This is a genomic window from Prauserella cavernicola, assembly GCF_016595675.1.
Classification (GTDB): domain Bacteria; phylum Actinomycetota; class Actinomycetes; order Mycobacteriales; family Pseudonocardiaceae; genus Prauserella_A; species Prauserella_A cavernicola.
Genome location: NZ_JAENJH010000002.1, coordinates 537,715 through 556,512, shown reverse-complemented (window position 1 = coordinate 556,512; position 18,798 = coordinate 537,715). Strand labels below are relative to the sequence as shown.

The window sequence follows — 18,798 nt, the reverse complement described above, 5'->3', positions numbered from 1 at the left end:
GCTTGACCACCGGGGATTCGGGTGCAAGCCTTGCTCTGGATGAGAGCACGGTGGATCGCGGCGACGTTGACGACCGTGCTCCTGCTCTCCGGCTGCTCCGCCGGATCCACCGCCACCGTCGGTGGCGAGGACGCGCTCGCCGTCGGTTTCACGGCTGAGCCACAGAACTTCGACTTCACCTCCACCGACGGCGCCGCCATCCCGCAGGCCCTGCTGTACAACGTGTACGAGGGCCTCGTGAAGCTCGACGCGAACGGCGAGATCGCGCCGCTGCTCGCCGAGTCGTGGACCCTGAGCGACGACCGCACGGTGTACGACTTCCGGCTGCGCACCGGCGTCCGGTTCAGCAACGGTGCCCCGTTCACCGCCGAGGACGTCAAGTTCTCGATCGAACGGGTGCAGACCGACTGGACGATCTCACTCAAGTCCACAATGGACGTGGTTGACCGGGTCGACGTGGTGAGCCCCTCGCACGCCAGGGTCGTGCTGCGCGAGCCGAGCAACTCGTGGCTGTTCGCCATGACCACGCGCCTCGGCGCCATGTTCGACCCCAGCGGTGTCGACGACCTCGCCAACCGGCCGATCGGCACCGGGCCCTACCAGGTCAGCGACCGCAGGCGCGGAGACTCGATCGTCCTGTCCGCCAATTCCCGGTACTGGGGCGCCCGACCGGCCTATCCGACGGTGGTGCTCAAGTACTACCGCGACGCGACCGCGCTCAACAATGCCTTGCTCAGCAACGGTATCGACGTGATCTCGGGCGTCACCGCGCCCGACTCCGTGCCGCAGTTCGAGGCGGACACCCGATTCGACGTCCTGCAGGGCACCACCAACGGCGAGGTGGTGCTGGCGTTCAACGGCAACCGTGCTCCGCTGGACGACGTGCGGGTGCGGCGGGCGCTGACGTACGCGGTCGACCGCGAGGCGTTGCTGGCAGCGGCGTGGGGCGGCAGGGGAAACCTGATCGGCAGTATGGTGCCGCCGACCGATCCCTGGTTCGAGGACCACTCCGGCGCCTACCCGCACGATCCCGAGCGCGCGAAGCAGCTGCTCTCCGAGGCGGGACAACAGAACCTGAACCTGCGGCTGCGGGTCGCGAACCTGCCCTACGCGATCTCGGCGGCGCAGGTGGTGGCCTCGGACCTCGACCGCGTCGGCGTCAACGTGACCATCGAGCCGCTCGACTTTCCCGCCGTGTGGCTGCAACAGGTGTTCACCGACCACGACTACGACCTCTCGATCGTGCAGCACGTGGAACCGCGCGACATCACGACGTTCGGCGATCCCGAGTACTACTGGGGCTACGACAGCCCGCGCGTGCGCGAGCTGCTCGACCGGGCCGACACGGGCACGCCGGAGCAGCAGCTCGCGGACATGCGGGAGGTGGCGAAGACGCTCAGCGACGACGCCGCCGCCGACTGGCTCTTCCTGTTCCCCAACATCATTGTGGCGAAGAAGGAGGTCACGGGCCTCGTTCGCAACCAGGTGAGCGAGTCCTTCGACCTGACCGGGCTGGGGCGCCGGTAGATGGCGTTGGCACTCGGTCGCAAGGTGCTCGTGCTCGTGGCGAGCGTCTTCGTCGCGTCCCTGGTGGTGTTCGCGTTCCTGGCCGTGCTGCCAGGCGATCCGGCCCAGGTCGCGCTGGGACTCAACGCGACGCCCGAGCTCCTCGCCCGCACCCGAGCCGAGTTCGGACTCGACCGGCCGCTCGTCACGCAGTACCTCGACTGGATGGGCGGTGTGCTCACCGGCGACTTCGGCACGTCGTACGTGACGCGGGAGGCGATCGGGCCGCAGCTGCTCGACCGGCTCGGCGTGACGCTGTGGCTCGTGGGCGCCGGCATGCTCGTCGCGCTGCTGATCGCGATGCCGCTCGGCACGATCGCCGCGGTACGCCACCGCAAGCCGAGCGGCGCCGCGGTGTCCGCGCTGTCGCAGCTCGGGGTGGCGGTGCCTGCGTTTCTGGCCGGGATCATCCTCGTGCAGATCTTCGCCGTGCGGCTCGGCTGGTTGCCCTCCGGCGGCTGGACACCGCCCGTTCGCGACCCCGTCGAATGGTTGCGGGGACTGATCCTGCCCGCGCTGTCGCTCGGTCTCGTGCAGGGCGCCGTGCTCACGCGCTACGTGCGCACCGCGGTGCTCGACGTCCAGAGCGAGGACTACATCCGCACCGCGCGGTCGAAGGGGCTGCGCCCGTACCCCGCGCTCGTGCGGCACGGGCTGCGCAACGCCGCCGTCCCCGTGCTGACCGTGCTGGGCCTGCAGCTCGCGACCCTGCTCGTCGGCGCCGTCGTGATCGAGCGCGTGTTCGTGCTGCCGGGGCTGGGCAGCATGCTGCTCGACGCCGTCGCCGCGCGCGACCTGCTGACCGTGCAGGGCATCGTGCTGGTGCTCGTGGTGGCCGTGCTGATCGTCAACTTCGTCGTCGACGCGCTCTACACGGTGCTCGATCCACGGCTGCGGAGGTCGTAGATGAGGCGCAACGTCAGCCTGTGGGCGGGAATCGTGCTGGTCGGCCTCGTGGTGGGCGTCGCGCTCGTGTCGTTCGCGTGGACGCCGCACGACCCGCTGCTCGTCGACGCGAGCGTGCGGCTGCTGGGGCCAGGCGGCGAGTACGTGTTCGGCACCGACAAGCTCGGCCGCGACCTCGCGAGCCAGTTGATGGTCGGTGCCAGGACCACGCTCTACGTCGGAGTGGTGGCAGTCGGCATCGCCGCGTTGATCGGGACTCCGCTCGGCGTGCTCGCCGGAATGGGCGCGAACTGGCTGGGCGAGTTGATCATGCGCACGAGCGACCTGGTGCTCGCGTTCCCCGCGCTGCTGCTGGCGATCATGCTCGGCGCCGTCTACGGGGCGAGCACGCTCACCGCGATGATCGCCATCGGCATCGCCACGGTTCCCTCGTTCGCCCGCATCGCGAGGGCGGGCACGCTGCAGGTGGTCAGCACCGAGTACGTGCTCGCGGCACGCGCGGGCGGGCGGTCGCGGTGGTGGATCGCCGTGCGGCACGTGCTGCCCAACATCTCCGGGATCGTGGTGGTGCAGTCGTCGGTGTCGTTCGCGATCGCCGTACTCGCCGAGGCCGCGCTGTCGTTCCTCGGCTTCGGCACGGCGCCGCCGACGCCGTCGTGGGGCCGGATGCTGCAGGAGTCGCAGGAGCTGCTGGCCGTGGAACCCAGGCTCGCGCTCATCCCCGGCGCGGCGATCGCCATCGCCGTGCTCGGCTTCAACCTGCTCGGCGACGGCCTGCGCGACCGGTTCGACCCCAGGCTGGAGGTGCGCCGATGACGCTGCTGGCCGTGGAGGACCTTGGCATCACGGCGGGCGGATCGCCGCTCGTCGAGGACGTGTCGTTCGCGATCGAGCCCGGCGAGCGGGTCGGCCTGATCGGCGCGTCCGGCTCCGGCAAGTCGCTCACGGCATCGGCCGTCATGGGGCTGCTGCCGGAAGGGCTCACCGCGTACGGATCCGTGCGCTTCGGCGACCGCGAGCTGCTCGGCGCCGGCGAGCGCGAGCTGTCCCGGCTGCGCGGCAAGGACATCACGATGGTGTTCCAGGAACCGATGACGGCGCTCAACCCGTCGATGCGCGTGGGCAAGCAGGTTGCCGAGGCGATGCTGCTGCACCGCACGCGCGACCGCCGCGCCGCCAGTAAGGACGCGGTCGAGCTGCTGGAGCGCGTCCGCCTGCCCGAGCCCGAGCGGCTCGCGCGCGCCTACCCGCACCAGCTCTCCGGCGGGCAACGGCAACGCGTGGTGCTCGCGATCGCGCTGGCCAACGACCCGGCGCTACTCATCTGCGACGAACCCACCACCGCGCTCGACGTCACCGTGCAGGCGCGCATCCTCGACGTACTGGCCGACGGTGTGCGGGAGCGGGAGAGTGCGCTGCTGTTCATCACCCACGACCTCGCCGTGGTGGCCACGGTGTGCGAGCGCGTGCTGGTGATGAACGAGGGCCGGATCGTGGAGTCCGGTCCCACGCGCCGCGTGCTGAGCGCGCCCGAACACGAGTACACGGCCCGGTTGCTGGAGGCGTCGTCGTGATCTCCGTCAGCGAGCTCGAACGCACCTACCGCCGCCCCCGCACGTCACTGACCGGCCGTAGGCCCGAGGTCGCCGCCCTGCGCGGGGTGTCGTTCGACATCGCGAAGGGCGAACGTTTCGGCATCGTCGGCGAGTCCGGCTCCGGAAAGTCCACTCTGGTCAGACTGCTCGCCGCGCTCGACCGGCCCACGGCGGGCACCGTCTCCTTCGATGGCAGGCGAGTGGACGACCTGCCCGAACGCGAGCTCGGCTTCCTGCGCTCCCGGCTGCAGATCGTGTTCCAGGACCCGATGGGCTCGCTGGACCCGAGGATGCGCGTGCGCGACATCATCAGCGAGCCACTCGGCAGGAGCCGCGACCGGTACGAACGCGTGCGCGAACTGCTCGACGCCGTCGGCCTTCCCGGCGACTCCGGCGAGCGGTACCCGCACCAGTTCTCCGGAGGGCAGCGACAGCGCATCTCACTGGCCCGCGCGCTCGCGCCCCGCCCGAGAGTGCTGGTGGCCGACGAGGCCGTGAGCGCGCTGGACGTGCTGGTGCGCAAGCAGATCCTCGAACTCGTCGACGAGCTCGTACAGCGCTACGAGCTCACGCTCGTGTTCGTCTCCCACGACCTCGACGTGGTGCGCCGCGTGTGCGACACCGTCGCCGTGATGCGCCACGGCGAGATCGTGGAGCTCGGAGCCGTGGCCGAGGTCTACGACGCGCCACAGCATCCCTACACCCGAGAGCTGATCGCGGCGGCGCCGAACCTGACGGCGGCGCTGAGCCGACTCGAGGAGGAGTGAATGGACTACTCGAAGCTGTTCCGGCTCGACGGCCGCTCCGCCGTGGTGTTCGGCGGCGGCAGCGGCATCGGCAGGGAGGCCGCCAGGGCGCTCGCCGGGCAGGGCGCGAGCGTGACGTGCGCGGACCGGGACCTGGCCGCCGCGGGTGAGGCCGCGACCCTCGCCGGGGAGAACGCGCGGGCCTACCACCTCGACCTCCTCGAACCCGGAGCCGTCGAGCGCGCGGCGAGCGAGCTCGGCGACACCGACATCGTGGTGCTCACCGCCGCGACCAACGTGCGCAAGCGGCTGCTGGACTACACCCGCGAGGAGTTCGACAGCGTGCTCGCGCTCAACCTCGGCGCGACGTTCGACGTGCTGCGTGCGTTCGGCGCCGGCATGGTCGAGCGCGGCAGGGGCAGCATCGTGGTGTTCTCGTCGATCCGCAGCCTGACCGTCGAGCCGGGGCAGAGCGCCTACGCCGCCACCAAGGCGGGCATCGTGCAGCTCGTCCGCACCGCGGCCGCCGAGTTCGGACCCGCCGGGGTACGCGTGAACGCCGTGGCTCCCGGCGTGGTCGAGACCCCGCTGACCGAGCAGATCAAGGCAGATCCGGACTGGTACCAGGCATACGCCGACAAGAGCGCGCTCGGCAGATGGGCGGGTGCCGAGGAACTGGCGGGCGCCGTGGCCTACCTCGCCTCGGACGCGGCGAGCTACGTGACCGGCTCGGTGCTGTTCGTCGACGGCGGCTGGACGGCCGTCGACGGACGCTATGTGCCGCCCGGATCGTAGGGAGGGCCGATGGCGGAACTGACATCGCTCACCGCGACCGAGCTGATCACCGAATACCGCGCGGGCACGCTGTCCCCGGTCGAGGTCACCGAAGCCGTTCTCGCCCGGATCGACGCGGTCGAGGGCACCCTGCACGCGCTCTACGCCTACGACCCCGACGCGGCACGGCGGGCGGCCCGGGAGTCGGAGCGCCGCTGGCTCGCCGGGCAACCGGCAGGGCCCGTCGACGGGATCCCGTTGACGCTCAAGGAGAACATCGCCACGCGCGGCACCCCGGTTCCACTGGGGACGGCGGCGACCGAACTGGCCCCGGCCGGGGCCGACGCGCCCGCGGCCGCGCGCGTGCGTGAGTCCGGTGGGGTCCTGCTCGCCAAGACCACCATGCCCGACTACGGGATGCTCACTTCCGGACTGTCGAGCTTCCACACCGCCACGCGCAACCCGTGGGACCACGCACGCACCCCGGGCGGCTCCAGCGCAGGGGCCGGTGCGGCGGCGGCCGCGGGCTACGGGCCGCTGCACGTCGGCACCGACATCGGCGGATCGATCCGGCTGCCCGCCGGGTGGTGCGGGCTCGTCGGGTTCAAGCCCAGTTTCGGGCGGGTGCCCGTGTTCCCGCCGTATCCCGGCCGGGTGGCTGGCCCGATGACGCGCACCGTGGCCGACTCGGCGCTGTTCATGGAGGTGCTCGCGCGGCCCGACCCGCGCGACCACCTGAGCCTGCCACCGCAGGAGCTCGCCTGGCGGGACCTCGCACTCGACCTTTCCGGGCTGCGAGTGGGACTACAGCTGGACGCGGGAGTCGGGCTGCCCGTCGAGCCGGAGGTCCTGGCCGCGGTCACTGAGGCGGCGCGGCTGGTCGAGGCCGCCGGGGCGAACGTCGAGGAGGTCGGCCCGTTCCTCACCAGGCCGATGCTCGACGGGCTCGACCGGTTCTGGCGCACCAGGTTCGTCGTCGACACCGAGGCGCTGCCCGTCGAGCGGCGCGAACGGACCCTGCCCTACATCGCGGACTGGGTCGCGGGCGGCGCGGGACTGTCCGGTGAGGACGTCTACCGCGGGTTCTCCCAGATCGACGCGATCACCGTCGCGGCGGTGGCGGCGACGGAGCCCTACGACATCGTGCTGTCGCCGACGTGCCCGGTCTCAGCTCCGCCGTACGACTGGGCGTCGCCGACCAACGACCCGGCGCGGCCGTTCGAGCACATCGGATTCACCGTGCCGTACAACATGTCCGGCCAGCCCGCGGTGTCGGTGAACTGCGGTTACACGAGTCAGCGGCAGCCGATCGGACTCCAGCTCTCGGGCCGCCGGTTCGCCGACGTCCACGTGCTGCGGGCCGCCGCGGCGTTCGAGCGGCTACGCCCCGCGCAGCGCGCGTGGCCTGGCTAGGCCGGCGAGGCGGGTGTAGGAGTCGAGCATCGCGTCGCGGTCGAACGTGCTCATCGTGATCAGCAGCTCGTCGGCGCCCGTGCGCTCGACGAGTTCGGCGAGCTCGCCGGCGACCTGCTCTTCGGTGCCGTGGATCTGTCCGCGCAGTGATCGTTCGAGCAGGTGGGCCTCGCGGCCGCTCGGGGTGGGCAGCTCGGCGGGCGAGCTCAACGGCGGGAACACGCCGCGGGTTCGCGAGTGGACCATCGACCACGCCTCCGGCAGCAGCAGTTCCCGCGCCCGCTCGGCGGTGTCGGCCACCGCGACCGCGCTGGACACCACCACGTACGGGCACGGCCAGAGCTCAGAGGGGCGGAACCGCTCGCGGTAGGCGGCGATGCGCCGTGTCGCGGTGTCGATCCCGGCGACGGGCGCGATCACGAGCGCCAGGCCCAGGTCGGCCGCCAGGTCGGCGCCCGCGCCGGTGGCGAGCACGAACGCGGGCACGCGCAGGCCCTCGGCGGGAAAGCCGTGCACGCCGGGGTGGGTCTGCTGGTCGCCGGTGAAGTAGCCGAGCAGCTCCCGCACCTGCTCGCCGAAGCGGTCCGCGTCGTCCTTGCCGTGTCCCAGCGCGCCGCGCACCGCGCCGGTGAACCCGACCGAGCGGCCCAGTCCCATGTCGATCCGGCCGGGATGCAGCGCTTCGAGGGTGCCGAACTGCTCGGCGACGACGATCGGCTGGTGATTGGGCAGCATCACCCCGCCGGTCCCGACGCGGATCTGCGAGGTGGCCGCCGCGATCGCGGCGGTGAGCACCGTGGGAGCCGACCCGGCGACGCCCGGCACGCTGTGGTGCTCGGACACCCAGAACCGGTGGTAGCCGAGCTCCTCGGCCTGGCGCGCGAAGCGCACCGTGTCGCGCAGCGCGGCCGAGGTGTCCTGGCCGGTGCGAGTGCTGGACCGGTCGAGTACCGAGACAGGTACGGGCAAGGTGTCCACGCAGTGTGCAACGCCCAACCCCACCCCCCGATTCCGCGCGAGTCCCCCACTCCAGCGCGCGAGTCCCCCGCCACGGCACGCGAGTTGCCCGCCACGGCACGCGAGTTGCCCGTTGGGGCACGCGAGTTGCCCGGGCGCGTCGGCCTGCCTGCGGCCGGAAGGGGGCCCGCGGCGCCTGGAAGGGAGATTCGGGGGCTGGAGTGGGCGACCCGTAACCCGGCGCAGGTCGCCGCAGTGGGGACTCGCGTGCCCGGGCAGGAGACTCGCGCGCGGGAGTGGGGGACTCGCGTGCCGGAGCGGGGAACTCGCGTGCGTGGGCGGGGGACTCGCAAGCCTGAGCGGGGGACTCGCGCGCCCGAGCGGGGGACACGCAAGCCTGAGCGGGGGACTCGCGTGCGTGGGCGGGGGACTCGCGCGCCTGGGTGGGGGACTCGCGGGTCAGGTTGGGCGGGTCAGTAGGTGGCGGGCGAAGGCACGCCACGCCACCACCGTGAGCATCGCCATCGCCACCGCCGAGCACCAGAACGGGGCCGTGATGCCGAAGCCGGCTGCCAGTGGTCCGCTCACCAGACTCCCCAGCGCGGCGCCGCCGATGCTGAACAGCAGGTACACACTGTTGACGCGCCCGCGCAGCCGGTCGGGAACCGCCCGCTGGCGCCACGTCTGCGACACCACGCCCCACACGGACCCGTGCAGTCCGAAAGCGACGAGCGTCACCACCGCCACCCACGGAGTACTCGCCACCGCCAGGACCACGTGGGTCAGCGTCTCCACGACCAGGCCCGTCCGCAGCAGCGTCGAATCGGCGAACCACACGCGCAGCCTTCCCGCCACGACGGTGCCGAGCAGCCCGCCCGCCGCCATCGCGGTGAGCAGCAGCCCGTAGCCGATGCCGCCGAGCCCCAGCCGCTCACGCGCGTAGAGCACCAGGATCGCGAACGCCGCCAGCATCGTGAGGTTCATCAGCGAGATCGACACCGCGAGCATCCGCACCACGCGATGTGCCCACAACCACCGCAGCCCCTCGCCGATCTCGGTCCACAGCGGACGTCGCTGCTCGGTCACCGGCGCCTGCCGCGTGAGAACGCCCAGCAGCGGAGCGGCGAGCGCGAACACCACCGCGTTGACTCCGAACGGAGCAGCGGCGGCGAACACGAACAGCGCGGCGCCCACCGGCGGCGCCACGAACTGGTTCGCCACGACCTGCAGCGCGATGAGCCGCGAGTTGGCCCTCGGCAGTGCCTCGTCGGGCACGATCGCGGGCAGCATGGCGGAGGAGGCGTTGTCGGCGAGCGTCTCGGCGGTGCCGAAGAGGAAAAACGCCACGTAGACCGCGGCGACGGTCACGGTGCCCGAGAACACGGCGAGCGCGAGGCCGGTACCGACCAGCCCACGCAGCAGGTTCACCACCACGAGCAGCCTGCGCCGGTCGAGCCGGTCCACGTAGGCGCCACTGACGAGCGAGAACAGCAGCCACGGCAGCTGCTGCACGAACACCGAACCCGCGACGAGCGCCGGGTCGTCCGTCAGCGACGAGATCAGCAGTGGGCCCGCGGCCAGCGTGATGCCGTCGGCGACGTTGGTGAACGCGTTGGCCGCCCACAGCTTTCCGAAGTCGGCCCCCAGCGGGGCTCGTTGTCGGCTCGGCACGTGCTCACGAGAGCGCACAAGAGCCCCTGGGGCAACGGAATTTCAGCCGAGTGCGCCGATGGCCTCCGCGAGGCCGAGCACTCGCTTCGCGTCCTCGACGTGCAGGTTCTCGATCATCCGGCCGTCCACCACCACGACGCCCTTGCCTTCGCGCCTCGCCTCGTCGAACGCGGCGATGATCTTGCGCGCCTGCTCGATCTCGGCCGCCGACGGCGCGAACACCTTGTTGCACGGCTCGATCTGGCCTGGGTGGACGAGCGTCTTGCCGTCGAAGCCGAACCGCCTGCCCTGCAGGCATTCCACCTCGAAGCCCTCGAGGTCGCGCACGTCGTTGTAGACGCCGTCGAGGATCACCTTGCCCGTGGCCCTCGCGGCGAGCAGGCACAGCGACAGCCCGCCGAGCAGCGGAGCTCTGCCGGGCACGAACTCGGCGTGCAGCTCCTTGGTGAGGTCGTTGGTGCCCATGACGAGCACGGTGAGCCGCTCGCTCGCGGCGGCGATCTCCTCGGCGTGCAGCATCGCGACCGGGGTCTCGACCATCGCCCAGATCCGCGTGTGTTCCGGCGCCCCGCCGAGTTCGAGCGCGCGCTCGATGTTGTGCACGTCGCGGGCCGAGTTCACCTTCGGCACCACGACGGCTGCGGGACCTGCCTGCGAGGCGGCGCGCAGGTCGGCGTCGTGCCATTCGGTGTCCAGTCCGTTGACGCGGATGGTCACCTCGCGCGAGCCGTAGTCGCCCGACGCCGCCGCGGCGCACGCGCGTTCGCGGGCGTCCTCCTTCGCGTCGGGGGCGACGGCGTCCTCCAGGTCGAGGATGAGCGCATCGGCCGCAAGGGTCTTCGCCTTCTCCAGTGCGCGCTCGTTGGCGCCGGGCAGGTAGAGAACGGAACGCCGCGGTTTCACGCGAGTGCCTCCTTGGTTGCCGCGTCGTAGGCCTCAGCGAGTTCAGGATCGCTCGCCGCCAGCGCGTCCGCCAGTTCGGCGACCACCCTGCACTGCTTCACCGACGCGTCGTCCTGCATCTTTCCGTCGATCAGTACCGCGCCCGTGCCATCGCCCATCGCGGCGATCACCTTGCGCGCCCACGCCACGTCTCCGGGCGCGGGGGAGAACACCTTCCTGGCGATGTCGATCTGCACCGGGTGCAGGCTCCACGCGCCCACACAGCCGAGCAGGAACGCGTTGCGGAACTGGTCCTCGCAGGCCACGACGTCGCGGATGTCCCCGAACGGTCCGTAGTAGGGCAGGATCCCGTGCAGCACGCAGGCGTCGACCATGCGCGCGACCGTGTAGTGCCACAGGTCCTGTTGGTAGGTCGTTCGGCCCTCGGTGAGCTCGCCGCCGATGGGATCGGTGCGCACGAGGTAGCCGGGGTGACCGCCGCCGACGCGGGTGGTCTTCATGCGCCTGCTCGCGGCGAGGTCGGCCGGCCCCAGCGAGATGCCCTGCATCCGGGGGCTCGCGCCCGCGATCTCCTCGACGTTCGCGACGCCGCTCGCGGTCTCCAGGATCGCGTGCACCAGCAGCGGCTTCGTGAGCCCCGCTCGCGCCTCCAACTGGGCCAGCAGCCGGTCGACGTAGTGGATGTCGTGTGCGCCCTCGACCTTCGGCACCATGATCACGTCGAGCTTGTCGCCGATCTCGGTGACGAGGGTGACGAGGTCGTCGAGCACCCAGGGCGAGTCGAGGCTGTTGACACGCGTCCAGAGCTGGGTGGTTCCGAAGTCGTTGTCCCTGGCCACGCGCACGAGGCCCGCGCGGGCGGCCTCCTTGCGGTCGGCCTTCACCGCGTCCTCGAGGTTGCCGAGCAGCACGTCGACCTTCGCGGCCAGCTCGGGAGCCTTAGCCGCCATCTTCTCGTTGCTCGGATCGAAGAAGTGGATCATCCTGGAAGGCAGTGCGGGAATCTGCCTGACCGGGTCCGGCGCACCGATGGCGAGCGGTGCGAAGAAGTCCTTCGGCGAACGCATCGGGCCTCCAGCACTGGGGGTCGGGTCCCGGCGACCCTAACCTGGGCTACCACGGAGCCGCTGCGGTACACGTCACCTCGGTGAATGGGCCGCTCAGGTGAACCGCTCCACTCTGGGAATCACCGTTCGGCCGCACGTCACCCATCCGGCGGCACTGCCGGACCGAACTCCGATTACCGCCCACCGACCGATCACCGACCGTTCAGCGCCGCCGATCGCAGCTACGCGTCCTACGTGCAGACTTCGAGTTGTTTCCGCTGTTACCTAAGTTGTGGCGCTTCCTGAGGGAGCACCAGAGGACGCGTCAGTCGCAGGAACAGCTAGAGGGAGGCGGACTTCGTGGCGGTTACACCTGGACACACCGCGGTGACGAGCGGTTCGACCGGGACCAGGTCCAGTCGCATCGTCGCGCCCATCGAGCTGCCGGCGAGCAGCGACGAGCTGGCCGCCGAGGCGGCTGCCCAGCTCGGTTGGGACGGCGTGCTCCTTCCCCGGATGACGATGTTCGGCCGCAGGGTCTACGTGGTCGCCAGGCTCCGGTCCGAGGCGCACGCCGAGCGGATCGCCATGGGCATCGGCCCGGTGACCGACAAGGCGAGCGTGTCGACGTGGACGTGGCCCGAGCTGGCGGGCGGGGCGCCACCCGCCGCCGTGGAGATCGTCGGTGTGCTGGCCGTCGCCAGGCACTGGCGCACCGGTCTCGCCGCGACCGTTCCGTTCGCGCGCTACGGCGACGCGGCGATCGTGCTGCCCGCGGCGGCCACGATGAGCCACGACTACGTGGACAACTGCCTGCCCCGCGCCCGCGCGTACGGCCTGGCCGTGGTCACCGCCGACGAGAACGCGACCACCGGTCTCGACCTCTCCGGCCGCACCGAGCGCATGATGCTCGGCGAGGACTCGGTGATCCGCTGGGTGCAGGAGATGGTCTACGAGCAGCTGCTGGCGATGGAGAGCCCTGCCGAGGCGCGCTGACCTCACTAGGCTTGAACCCATGCGAGTCGTAATTGCCGGTGGCCACGGAAAGATCGCCCTGCGGCTGGAGAAGCTGCTGGCGGCGAACGGTGACTCCGCGGTGGGGATCATCCGCAACGTCGACCACGCCGCCGACCTGCGCGACGTGAGCGCCGAGCCCGCTGTGCTGGACCTCGAGAGCGCGACGCTCGACGAGGTCGCCGCGGTGCTCGAGGGCGCCGACGCCGCCGTCTTCGCGGCAGGCGCGGGCCCCGGCAGCGGCACCGGTCGCAAGGAGACCGTCGATCGCGGAGCCGCCGTGTTGTTCGCCGACGCCGCCGAGCGCGCCGGGGTACGGCGGTTCGTCCAGATCAGTTCGATGGGCGCCGCCGGCCCCATCGACGAGGCCGCGGTCGGCGAGGTGTTCGCCGCCTATCTGCGGGCCAAGGCCGCGGCCGAGGAGGACCTGCGCGGGCGCGACCTGGACTGGACGATCCTGCGTCCCGGCCGTCTCACCGACGACCCCGGCACCGGCCAGGTGCACCTCGCGGAGTCCGTTCCGAGGGCCGACGTGACCCGCGACGACGTCGCCGCGGTCGTCGCCGGGATGCTCTCCGACGACATCGGTGTGCGCCGAGTGCTGGAGATGACCGAGGGCAACACCCCGATCGACGAAGCACTCAGCCGGATCTGACGTCCGTTTTTGTCGCTGCGTCCCGGTAGGTTCGGCCAACCGGCAGAGAGGCAGCAATGGAACGCAGCACTTCCGGGGTGGAACGCGCCCGGACCCAGCTCGGGGCGCTCGTGCGCCGGACCGGCGACGCGAGAGACGAGCTCGCGGCCGAGCGGTTCAGCTACACCAGTCCGGACCGGCTGGTCACGGCGACCGTCGACGGCACCGGGGCGTTGGTGGGGCTCACCATCGCCGAGGGGACCCTGCACATGGGTGAGTCCGTCACGGACGACCTCGGCTCGTTGCTGGTCACGGCGGTGAACACCGCTCGCCGGGGCGCGACGCTCGACAGCCGCGACCGGCTCGCGTCGGTGATCGGCGGTAAGCGGGCCGATGCGCTCGTGGGCGCGTCCGAGTACGACGCACTGCTCGGCGACGTCGAGCAGCACGGTGGATCCCACGTCGAGCCGCCGCAGGACGAGGACGGTGACTCACCATGGCAGCGGTGAACGAGGAGCGGCTGGCCGAGGCGCGCAGTCGCAGGGCCGAGGCCGACGAGAAGATCATCGGCGAGAAGATCGACGACGGCCTCGGCACGGTGCAGGTGGGTATTTCCGGTTCCCTGCGCGCGATCCAGCTCGAACAGCGGCTGTTGCCGGACCTGCCGGAGGATCGTGTCGCCGAGCTGGTCGTGGCGGCGATTCACCGTGCGGAGACCAAAGCCGGGCAGCTGCGCGAGATTCTGCTGGGCCGCGACGCGATGCGGAAGGACGCGTGATGGCGAGCTCGTGGCCCGAGGACGCCGAGCGGTCCGTGCTCGCCGTGGCCACGAAGATCGGCATGGACGACGCTGTGAAGGGCGTGCTGGACGAACTGCGTGCCCAATCCACTGTGGATTCCGCCGCCACGGCCACCGCGGTCTCGGATCTCGCGGTGGCACTGGTCGAGGCGGTCGGCGACCTGGACCGGCCGGACTTCCTCTTCGACGCAGTGGTTGCGGCGGCACGGATCTTGGCCGAGTTCGTCGACAGTGCGGCCGAGGTGCTCGCCCCAGGCTTGGAGGACGCTCGACTGCCGGTCTGATGTGGACCGGTCAGGACACGCCGACCGGACCGAGCACGCGGTCGAGGTAGTCGTTGGTGAACACCCCGGCAGGGTCGACTTCCTTGCGCACGGCCAGGAAGTCGTCGAAGCGCGGGTAGCGTTGCCGCAGGTCTTCGGCCTCGAGGTCGTGCAGTTTTCCCCAGTGCGGGCGTCCGCCCGCCTCGGCCGCGATCCGGCCGAACGCTCGGAAGTACTCGCGATAGGGCAGGCCGACGTACTGATGGATCGCGACGTAGGCGCAGTCGCGCCCGTACGCGGTGGACAGCCAGATGTCGTCGGCGGCCCCGACCCGCACCTCGACCGGAAAGGCAATGGGATCGGCCAGTTTCGGTGCCAGCGCGCGGAGTTCGCTCAGCACGTGGTGCAGTGCGGGCCTCGGCACCGCGAACTCCGACTCGACGAAGCGCACCGAGCGCTGGGTGACGAACACGCGGTGCGAGATGTCGCTGTACTCCCGCACCGAGAGCGAGGCCGAGGCCAGCCTGCCCAGCGGGGGCACGAGTCTGGGCACCCGGCGGCCCGCGCGGCACAGTGCGCCGAAGGCCGCGTTCTCCATGACCGTGTAGTCCAGGAAGCGCCGCGCCCGGGACAGCGGCATCGGTGTGGTGCCGATCGGCAGCCGGTTGTTGCGCTTGACCAAGGCGTTGCGGCCGTAGGGAAACCAGTAGAACTCGAAGTGGTCGTTGGTGTCGGCGAACTCGTCGAAGCCGTCGAGCACGTGCTCGAGCGGCTCGGGACCTTCCTGGGCACTCAGCGCGAACGCCGGTTCGCAGCGCAGGGTGACGGTGGTGAGCACGCCCAGCGCGCCCAGTCCGACGCGCGCGGCCGCGAACAGATCGGGCCTGCGGGTCGGCGAGCACGACACCACTGAGCCGTCGGCCAGCACGAGTTGCAGCTCGGCGACCTGCGTGGCGAGTCCTCCGAAGCGGGCGCCGGTGCCGTGTGTTCCCGTGGAGATCGCGCCGGCGATTGTCTGTGCGTCGATGTCGCCGAGGTTGGTCATGGCGAGCCCGAGCGCGTCGAGTGCGGCGTTGAGTGCGCGCAGCGTGGTTCCCGAGCGCACCGTGACCAGGCCGGTCTCGTAGTCGGCCGAGACGATGCCGGTCCAGCCGCTGAGGTCGATCACCTCGGAGTTCGTCGCGGCGATGCCGGTGAAGGAGTGGCCGCTGCCGAGCGGGCGCAGCCGCGCGCCCCTCGTTGCGGCGCCGGTGACGGCACTGGCGATGCCGGCGACGTCGCGCGGCCGGTGGATGCGTTCCGGGTCGGCCCGCTCGATCGAGGCCCAGTTCGTCCACGTCGCCAAAGCTCACTCCTCTGTGCTCGACTGTCGCCACAATAAGTGAATGCGATTCGCGTTACAACCGATCCTGGCGTAACGTGCGCGCTGTGACCACGGGAAATGCCACGTCGTACGACCTCGCGACGAAGGACCTCGACCCGCCGCTGGCGATCGTGGACCTGGAGGCGTTCGACGCCAACGCCGCTGATCTCGTGCGGCGAGCCTCCGGAATGCCGGTGCGTGTGGCCAGCAAGTCGATCCGCTGCCGGGAGCTGCTGGAGCGCACGCTCGCGCTGCCCGGCTTCGCCGGAGTGCTGGCCTACTCGCTGCCCGAGGCGCTCTGGCTGCACGGGCAGGGAACCAGTGACGACCTGGTGGTGGCCTACCCGACGGTCGACCACGCCGCGCTGCGCGAACTCGCGCGGAACGACGCAGCCCGCGCCGCCATCACGATCATGATCGACTCCACCGAGCACCTCGACGTCGTCGATGCCGCGCTCGGCGAGCACCACCCGGAGATCAGGGTGAGCCTCGAGCTCGACGCGTCCTGGCGGCCGCTGCCCGGCGTGCACGTCGGCACCCGCCGCTCGCCGGTGTTCACCCCGCGCCAGGCCGCCGATCTGGCGGAGAAGATCGGTAAGCGAACGGGGTTTCGCCTGGTCGGCATGATGGCCTACGAGGGGCAGATCGCCGGTGTCCCCGACGGCGCGCGGGGACTGCGCGGCGGAGTCGTCCGCTGGATGCAGCGGCACTCGGCAGCCGAGCTGGCGGGCAGGCGGGCCAAGGCGGTGGCCGCGGTGCGTGAGGTGGCCGACCTCGAGTTCGTCAACGGCGGCGGTACGGGCAGTCTCGAGACGACCAGCGCCGAATCCGCCGTCACCGAGGCCGCCGCGGGTTCCGGACTGCTCGGCCCGACGCTCTTCTCGCAGTACTCGCGGTTCTCGCCGCAGCCCGCCGCGCTGTTCGCGTTGCCCGTGGTGCGCAGGCCCGCGCGCCGCATCGCGACGCTGTTCTCCGGCGGCTACGTGGCATCCGGCCCGGCGGCGCCGTCGCGGCTGCCCTCGCCCTACCTGCCCGCGGGCCTGCGGTTGCTCGGCGTGGAGGGTGCGGGCGAGGTGCAGACGCCGGTCGCAGGCGCGGCCGCGCGCGAGCTGCGGCTCGGCGACCGCGTGTGGTTCCGGCACGCCAAGGCGGGCGAGCTCGCCGAGCGGTTCACCGAGTACCACCTCGTGGTGGGTGACCGGGTGGAGCGCACCGTGCCGACCTACCGCGGCGAGGGCGTCTCCTTCGGCTGAGCCGCACAAGTTGTCCACAGCGTGTGAGAACTTGTGGACAACTTGGGGATTCATTCGCCGAATCGACTGGCGAGATAGCCCTTGATCAGGTCTTTCGTCTCCGCAAGCACCTCGGGGTCACCCTGGGGATCGTTTCGGAACGCGAAGTTCAGCAGACCGTCCGCAGCCTCCACCGCGATGGCGATCGGGAGAGTCAGCCGCTCGGGGTCCAGATCCACGTGCCCGGCGACGAGGTTGGCCAGCGAATCGGTGATCACGCGGTTGTTGGTGCGCTGCTCGTCGAGCAGTCGCACGTCCACGACATCGCCGAAGTGGACCTTGGAGAAGCCCGGCACCTCGCGGTGCATCTGCAGGTAGATGTCGAGCAGCTGGTCGACCACGTCCCACCAGTGCTGGTGGGGGTCGTTGCCGAGCTGCTCGCTGACGGCGGCGACGAACCGGTCGAGATTGCGCTGCGTCAGGGCCTGCACGACCGCGCGCTTGTCGGGGAAGAACTGGTACAGCGAGCCCACCGCGACGCCTGCACGTTTGGCGATCAGGGTGGTGGTGAGCGCCTCGTACCCGACCTCCTGGAGTAACTCGGCGCTCGCGTCCAGCATTCGCTCGACGCGTTGGGCGCTGCGTTGCTGGACGGGCTGCCGACGCAGGGGCGTCGATTCGTTCGGCGTCACTGCCTGGTTCTCGGACACGTCGTGCTCCTCGCTGTGCAGGGCAGCGACTGTAGCGTGCTGACCTGCTTCCACGGTCGGGTGAGCACGTCGTGTTGGGAACCGCGGACCGGTGCCGGTCGGGGGAGGGGGAGTGCAACGGCACCGGCCCGCGGGGTATCGGGGCCGCACTGTGGGCGGGGTTTCACAGCGTCTCGTTGTGAAGTTGTGCGGCGATCACTCGCTGGCCACGCTAACTGCGGATTTGCTCTTCCGCCATAGGTTGGCCGGGGTTTTTTCGATTAATCGCCGAATGTTGTGACCGGCGACCGGTTCATCGCGCTCGGGGGTACGGACAAACCGGCCGCCGGAATTTGGCGAGTCACCTCGCCGTCTCGGCGCCTACCGGGCGGGGGTCCCGGTGATGGCGTGCCGGGCTGACACCGGCGTGGGGACCAGGGCGTGCTTGCCCTGCTGCGGGACCGGCTGGGTTTCAGCCGGCGTGGGGACCGCGTGAGACTGCTGGGCGGCGGAGGTCGCATGCCTGCGCCCCCTTCGCCGCGTGTCCTGCTGGGGTGCGAGACCGCCCGCGACCAGGTGCTCGTGAGCGACCTGCCACACGGTGCACGGAGCCTTGCACTTGTGCCACCGCGTGGAGCACGTGGGGCAGTCACCGCGCTCGTCCGGCTCGTGGGCACGCAACATGGCGCGCCAGCCCTCGGTCAGCCGGGGCAGCTCGGACCGCGCCACGGACACCAGTGAAGGCGCGTCCGCGCGGCTCGCCAGGTCGGAGAGCATGTCGAGGCGTTCCCACACAGCATTGCGGAGAACCTGCCCGAGGATCTGATCCACCTGGAACTCACCGTTACCTTTCCGCCAGTTTGGCGGCTTCGTTGAGCGCTGCTCGCAGCTGGCCGAGCTGGCCTGCCGTGAGCCGCGCCGATTCTCCGGGCGGCCCCACGAGCACCACTTCGTCGTCGTCTACGAACACCGTCAGGCAACGCTCGCGACTGATCAGGTCGCCGCACTGCACGCGCCACACGACCTGCCCGCCTTCGTGCCTGCGGGCGCCGGTGGCGCGGGGGTCTGCCGTCGGCGCTGACGACAGGGGCTGACGCGCCTTCTCGCCGACGGGAGCACGGTGCGCGGACGTCGTACCGGTCGCAGCACGTCCTGCTGTGATCGAGTGCACGAACTCCACGTCCCTCTCCGCTCTTCCCGGCGTCTGGCGCTTCGAGCCTGTCCTTG

21 protein-coding genes are annotated in these 18,798 nt (G+C 70.9%); 13 read left to right on the top strand and 8 right to left on the bottom strand.

Features of this window, described 5'->3' with window-relative positions:
- The first annotated feature begins 39 nt into the window (after positions 1 to 39).
- From JHE00_RS09230 to JHE00_RS09200, 7 genes are read left to right on the top strand one after another with little or no spacing between them, the layout of a single operon-like run.
- Positions 40 to 1,527, top strand: a complete 1,488-nt coding sequence (locus tag JHE00_RS09230; protein ID WP_200316958.1) for an ABC transporter substrate-binding protein — start codon at positions 40 to 42, stop codon at positions 1,525 to 1,527.
- Positions 1,528 to 2,472, top strand: coding sequence for an ABC transporter permease (locus JHE00_RS09225; RefSeq protein ID WP_200316956.1), 945 nt, complete (start codon positions 1,528 to 1,530; stop codon positions 2,470 to 2,472).
- Positions 2,473 to 3,288, top strand: coding sequence for an ABC transporter permease (locus tag JHE00_RS09220; protein WP_200316954.1), 816 nt, complete (start codon positions 2,473 to 2,475; stop codon positions 3,286 to 3,288).
- Positions 3,285 to 4,046, top strand: coding sequence for an ATP-binding cassette domain-containing protein (locus JHE00_RS09215; protein ID WP_200316952.1), 762 nt, complete (start codon positions 3,285 to 3,287; stop codon positions 4,044 to 4,046). The genes JHE00_RS09220 and JHE00_RS09215 overlap by 4 nt, the downstream gene beginning before the upstream one ends.
- Positions 4,043 to 4,834 (top strand): ABC transporter ATP-binding protein, encoded by a 792-nt coding sequence (locus tag JHE00_RS09210; protein WP_200316950.1) that lies wholly within the window; start codon positions 4,043 to 4,045, stop codon positions 4,832 to 4,834. Before JHE00_RS09215 ends, JHE00_RS09210 begins: the two co-directional genes overlap by 4 nt.
- Positions 4,835 to 5,608: an SDR family NAD(P)-dependent oxidoreductase gene (locus JHE00_RS09205; protein ID WP_200316948.1), complete on the top strand. Its 774-nt coding sequence runs from the start codon at positions 4,835 to 4,837 to the stop codon at positions 5,606 to 5,608.
- A 9-nt stretch (positions 5,609 to 5,617) separates the two neighbouring features.
- The gene (locus JHE00_RS09200; RefSeq protein WP_200316946.1) at positions 5,618 to 7,000 is read left to right on the top strand and encodes an amidase; all 1,383 of its coding nucleotides are present in this window, start codon (positions 5,618 to 5,620) and stop codon (positions 6,998 to 7,000) included.
- Here JHE00_RS09200 and JHE00_RS09195 read toward each other — a convergent pair.
- From JHE00_RS09195 to JHE00_RS09180, 4 genes are all read right to left on the bottom strand, one after another.
- Positions 6,968 to 7,969 (bottom strand): LLM class flavin-dependent oxidoreductase, encoded by a 1,002-nt coding sequence (locus JHE00_RS09195; RefSeq protein WP_230423175.1) that lies wholly within the window; start codon positions 7,967 to 7,969, stop codon positions 6,968 to 6,970. The genes JHE00_RS09200 and JHE00_RS09195 overlap by 33 nt on opposite strands.
- A gap of 447 nt (positions 7,970 to 8,416) precedes the next feature.
- Positions 8,417 to 9,628, bottom strand: a complete 1,212-nt coding sequence (locus JHE00_RS09190; RefSeq protein WP_200316942.1) for an MFS transporter — start codon at positions 9,626 to 9,628, stop codon at positions 8,417 to 8,419.
- Between the two features lie 42 nt (positions 9,629 to 9,670).
- On the bottom strand, positions 9,671 to 10,531 hold the full coding sequence (locus JHE00_RS09185; RefSeq protein WP_200316940.1) for an HpcH/HpaI aldolase/citrate lyase family protein: 861 nt from the start codon (positions 10,529 to 10,531) through the stop codon (positions 9,671 to 9,673).
- On the bottom strand, positions 10,528 to 11,598 hold the full coding sequence (locus tag JHE00_RS09180) for an HpcH/HpaI aldolase/citrate lyase family protein (protein WP_200316938.1): 1,071 nt from the start codon (positions 11,596 to 11,598) through the stop codon (positions 10,528 to 10,530). The genes JHE00_RS09185 and JHE00_RS09180 overlap by 4 nt, the downstream gene beginning before the upstream one ends.
- Positions 11,599 to 11,937: 339 nt before the next feature.
- On the opposite strand from JHE00_RS09180, the gene JHE00_RS09175 reads away from it, so the two are divergent.
- From JHE00_RS09175 to JHE00_RS09155, 5 genes are read left to right on the top strand one after another with little or no spacing between them, the layout of a single operon-like run.
- Entirely contained in the window at positions 11,938 to 12,573 is a 636-nt protein-coding gene (locus JHE00_RS09175; RefSeq protein WP_200316936.1) for a hypothetical protein, read from the top strand.
- Between the two features lie 19 nt (positions 12,574 to 12,592).
- Positions 12,593 to 13,246 carry an NAD(P)H-binding protein gene (locus tag JHE00_RS09170; RefSeq protein ID WP_200316934.1) on the top strand — a complete coding sequence of 218 codons (654 nt, stop codon included), beginning with the start codon at positions 12,593 to 12,595 and terminating at the stop codon, positions 13,244 to 13,246.
- A 56-nt stretch (positions 13,247 to 13,302) separates the two neighbouring features.
- A complete protein-coding gene (locus JHE00_RS09165) occupies positions 13,303 to 13,734 on the top strand; it encodes a YbaB/EbfC family nucleoid-associated protein (protein ID WP_200316932.1) in 432 nt (143 codons plus the stop codon).
- Complete coding sequence (locus tag JHE00_RS09160; RefSeq protein WP_200316930.1) at positions 13,722 to 14,003, top strand: hypothetical protein; 282 nt, start codon at positions 13,722 to 13,724, stop codon at positions 14,001 to 14,003. The genes JHE00_RS09165 and JHE00_RS09160 overlap by 13 nt, the downstream gene beginning before the upstream one ends.
- Positions 14,003 to 14,308 carry a hypothetical protein gene (locus JHE00_RS09155; RefSeq protein WP_200316928.1) on the top strand — a complete coding sequence of 102 codons (306 nt, stop codon included), beginning with the start codon at positions 14,003 to 14,005 and terminating at the stop codon, positions 14,306 to 14,308. The genes JHE00_RS09160 and JHE00_RS09155 overlap by 1 nt, the downstream gene beginning before the upstream one ends.
- A gap of 10 nt (positions 14,309 to 14,318) precedes the next feature.
- Here JHE00_RS09155 and JHE00_RS09150 read toward each other — a convergent pair whose 3' ends face one another.
- Positions 14,319 to 15,632, bottom strand: a complete 1,314-nt coding sequence (locus JHE00_RS09150) for a D-arabinono-1,4-lactone oxidase (protein WP_200316926.1) — start codon at positions 15,630 to 15,632, stop codon at positions 14,319 to 14,321.
- A 74-nt stretch (positions 15,633 to 15,706) separates the two neighbouring features.
- Here JHE00_RS09150 and JHE00_RS09145 point away from each other — a divergent pair, with 74 nt between their 5' ends.
- The gene (locus JHE00_RS09145; RefSeq protein WP_200316923.1) at positions 15,707 to 16,903 is read left to right on the top strand and encodes an amino acid deaminase/aldolase; all 1,197 of its coding nucleotides are present in this window, start codon (positions 15,707 to 15,709) and stop codon (positions 16,901 to 16,903) included.
- A 50-nt stretch (positions 16,904 to 16,953) separates the two neighbouring features.
- Here JHE00_RS09145 and JHE00_RS09140 read toward each other — a convergent pair whose 3' ends face one another.
- The 3 genes from JHE00_RS09140 to JHE00_RS35820 form a co-directional block, all read right to left on the bottom strand.
- Positions 16,954 to 17,592, bottom strand: coding sequence for a TetR/AcrR family transcriptional regulator (locus JHE00_RS09140; RefSeq protein ID WP_200316922.1), 639 nt, complete (start codon positions 17,590 to 17,592; stop codon positions 16,954 to 16,956).
- Positions 17,593 to 17,952: 360 nt separating this feature from the next.
- The gene (locus JHE00_RS09135) at positions 17,953 to 18,402 is read right to left on the bottom strand and encodes a hypothetical protein (protein ID WP_200316921.1); all 450 of its coding nucleotides are present in this window, start codon (positions 18,400 to 18,402) and stop codon (positions 17,953 to 17,955) included.
- Between the two features lie 13 nt (positions 18,403 to 18,415).
- On the bottom strand, positions 18,416 to 18,751 hold the full coding sequence (locus JHE00_RS35820) for a hypothetical protein (protein WP_200316920.1): 336 nt from the start codon (positions 18,749 to 18,751) through the stop codon (positions 18,416 to 18,418).
- Between the last annotated feature and the right edge of the window lie 47 nt (positions 18,752 to 18,798).

What these genes read in the sequence shown, in the direction of transcription:
- JHE00_RS09230 (WP_200316958.1), top strand. Translation starts at nt 40, where the DNA reads ATGAGAGCACGGTGGATCGCGGCGACGTTGACGACCGTGCTCCTGCTC.
- JHE00_RS09225 (WP_200316956.1), top strand. Translation starts at nt 1,528, where the DNA reads ATGGCGTTGGCACTCGGTCGCAAGGTGCTCGTGCTCGTGGCGAGCGTC.
- JHE00_RS09220 (WP_200316954.1), top strand. Translation starts at nt 2,473, where the DNA reads ATGAGGCGCAACGTCAGCCTGTGGGCGGGAATCGTGCTGGTCGGCCTC.
- JHE00_RS09215 (WP_200316952.1), top strand. Translation starts at nt 3,285, where the DNA reads ATGACGCTGCTGGCCGTGGAGGACCTTGGCATCACGGCGGGCGGATCG.
- JHE00_RS09205 (WP_200316948.1), top strand. Translation starts at nt 4,835, where the DNA reads ATGGACTACTCGAAGCTGTTCCGGCTCGACGGCCGCTCCGCCGTGGTG.
- JHE00_RS09200 (WP_200316946.1), top strand. Translation starts at nt 5,618, where the DNA reads ATGGCGGAACTGACATCGCTCACCGCGACCGAGCTGATCACCGAATAC.
- JHE00_RS09180 (WP_200316938.1), bottom strand. Translation starts at nt 11,598, where the DNA reads ATGCGTTCGCCGAAGGACTTCTTCGCACCGCTCGCCATCGGTGCGCCG.
- JHE00_RS09170 (WP_200316934.1), top strand. Translation starts at nt 12,593, where the DNA reads ATGCGAGTCGTAATTGCCGGTGGCCACGGAAAGATCGCCCTGCGGCTG.
- JHE00_RS09165 (WP_200316932.1), top strand. Translation starts at nt 13,303, where the DNA reads ATGGAACGCAGCACTTCCGGGGTGGAACGCGCCCGGACCCAGCTCGGG.
- JHE00_RS09160 (WP_200316930.1), top strand. Translation starts at nt 13,722, where the DNA reads ATGGCAGCGGTGAACGAGGAGCGGCTGGCCGAGGCGCGCAGTCGCAGG.
- JHE00_RS09155 (WP_200316928.1), top strand. Translation starts at nt 14,003, where the DNA reads ATGGCGAGCTCGTGGCCCGAGGACGCCGAGCGGTCCGTGCTCGCCGTG.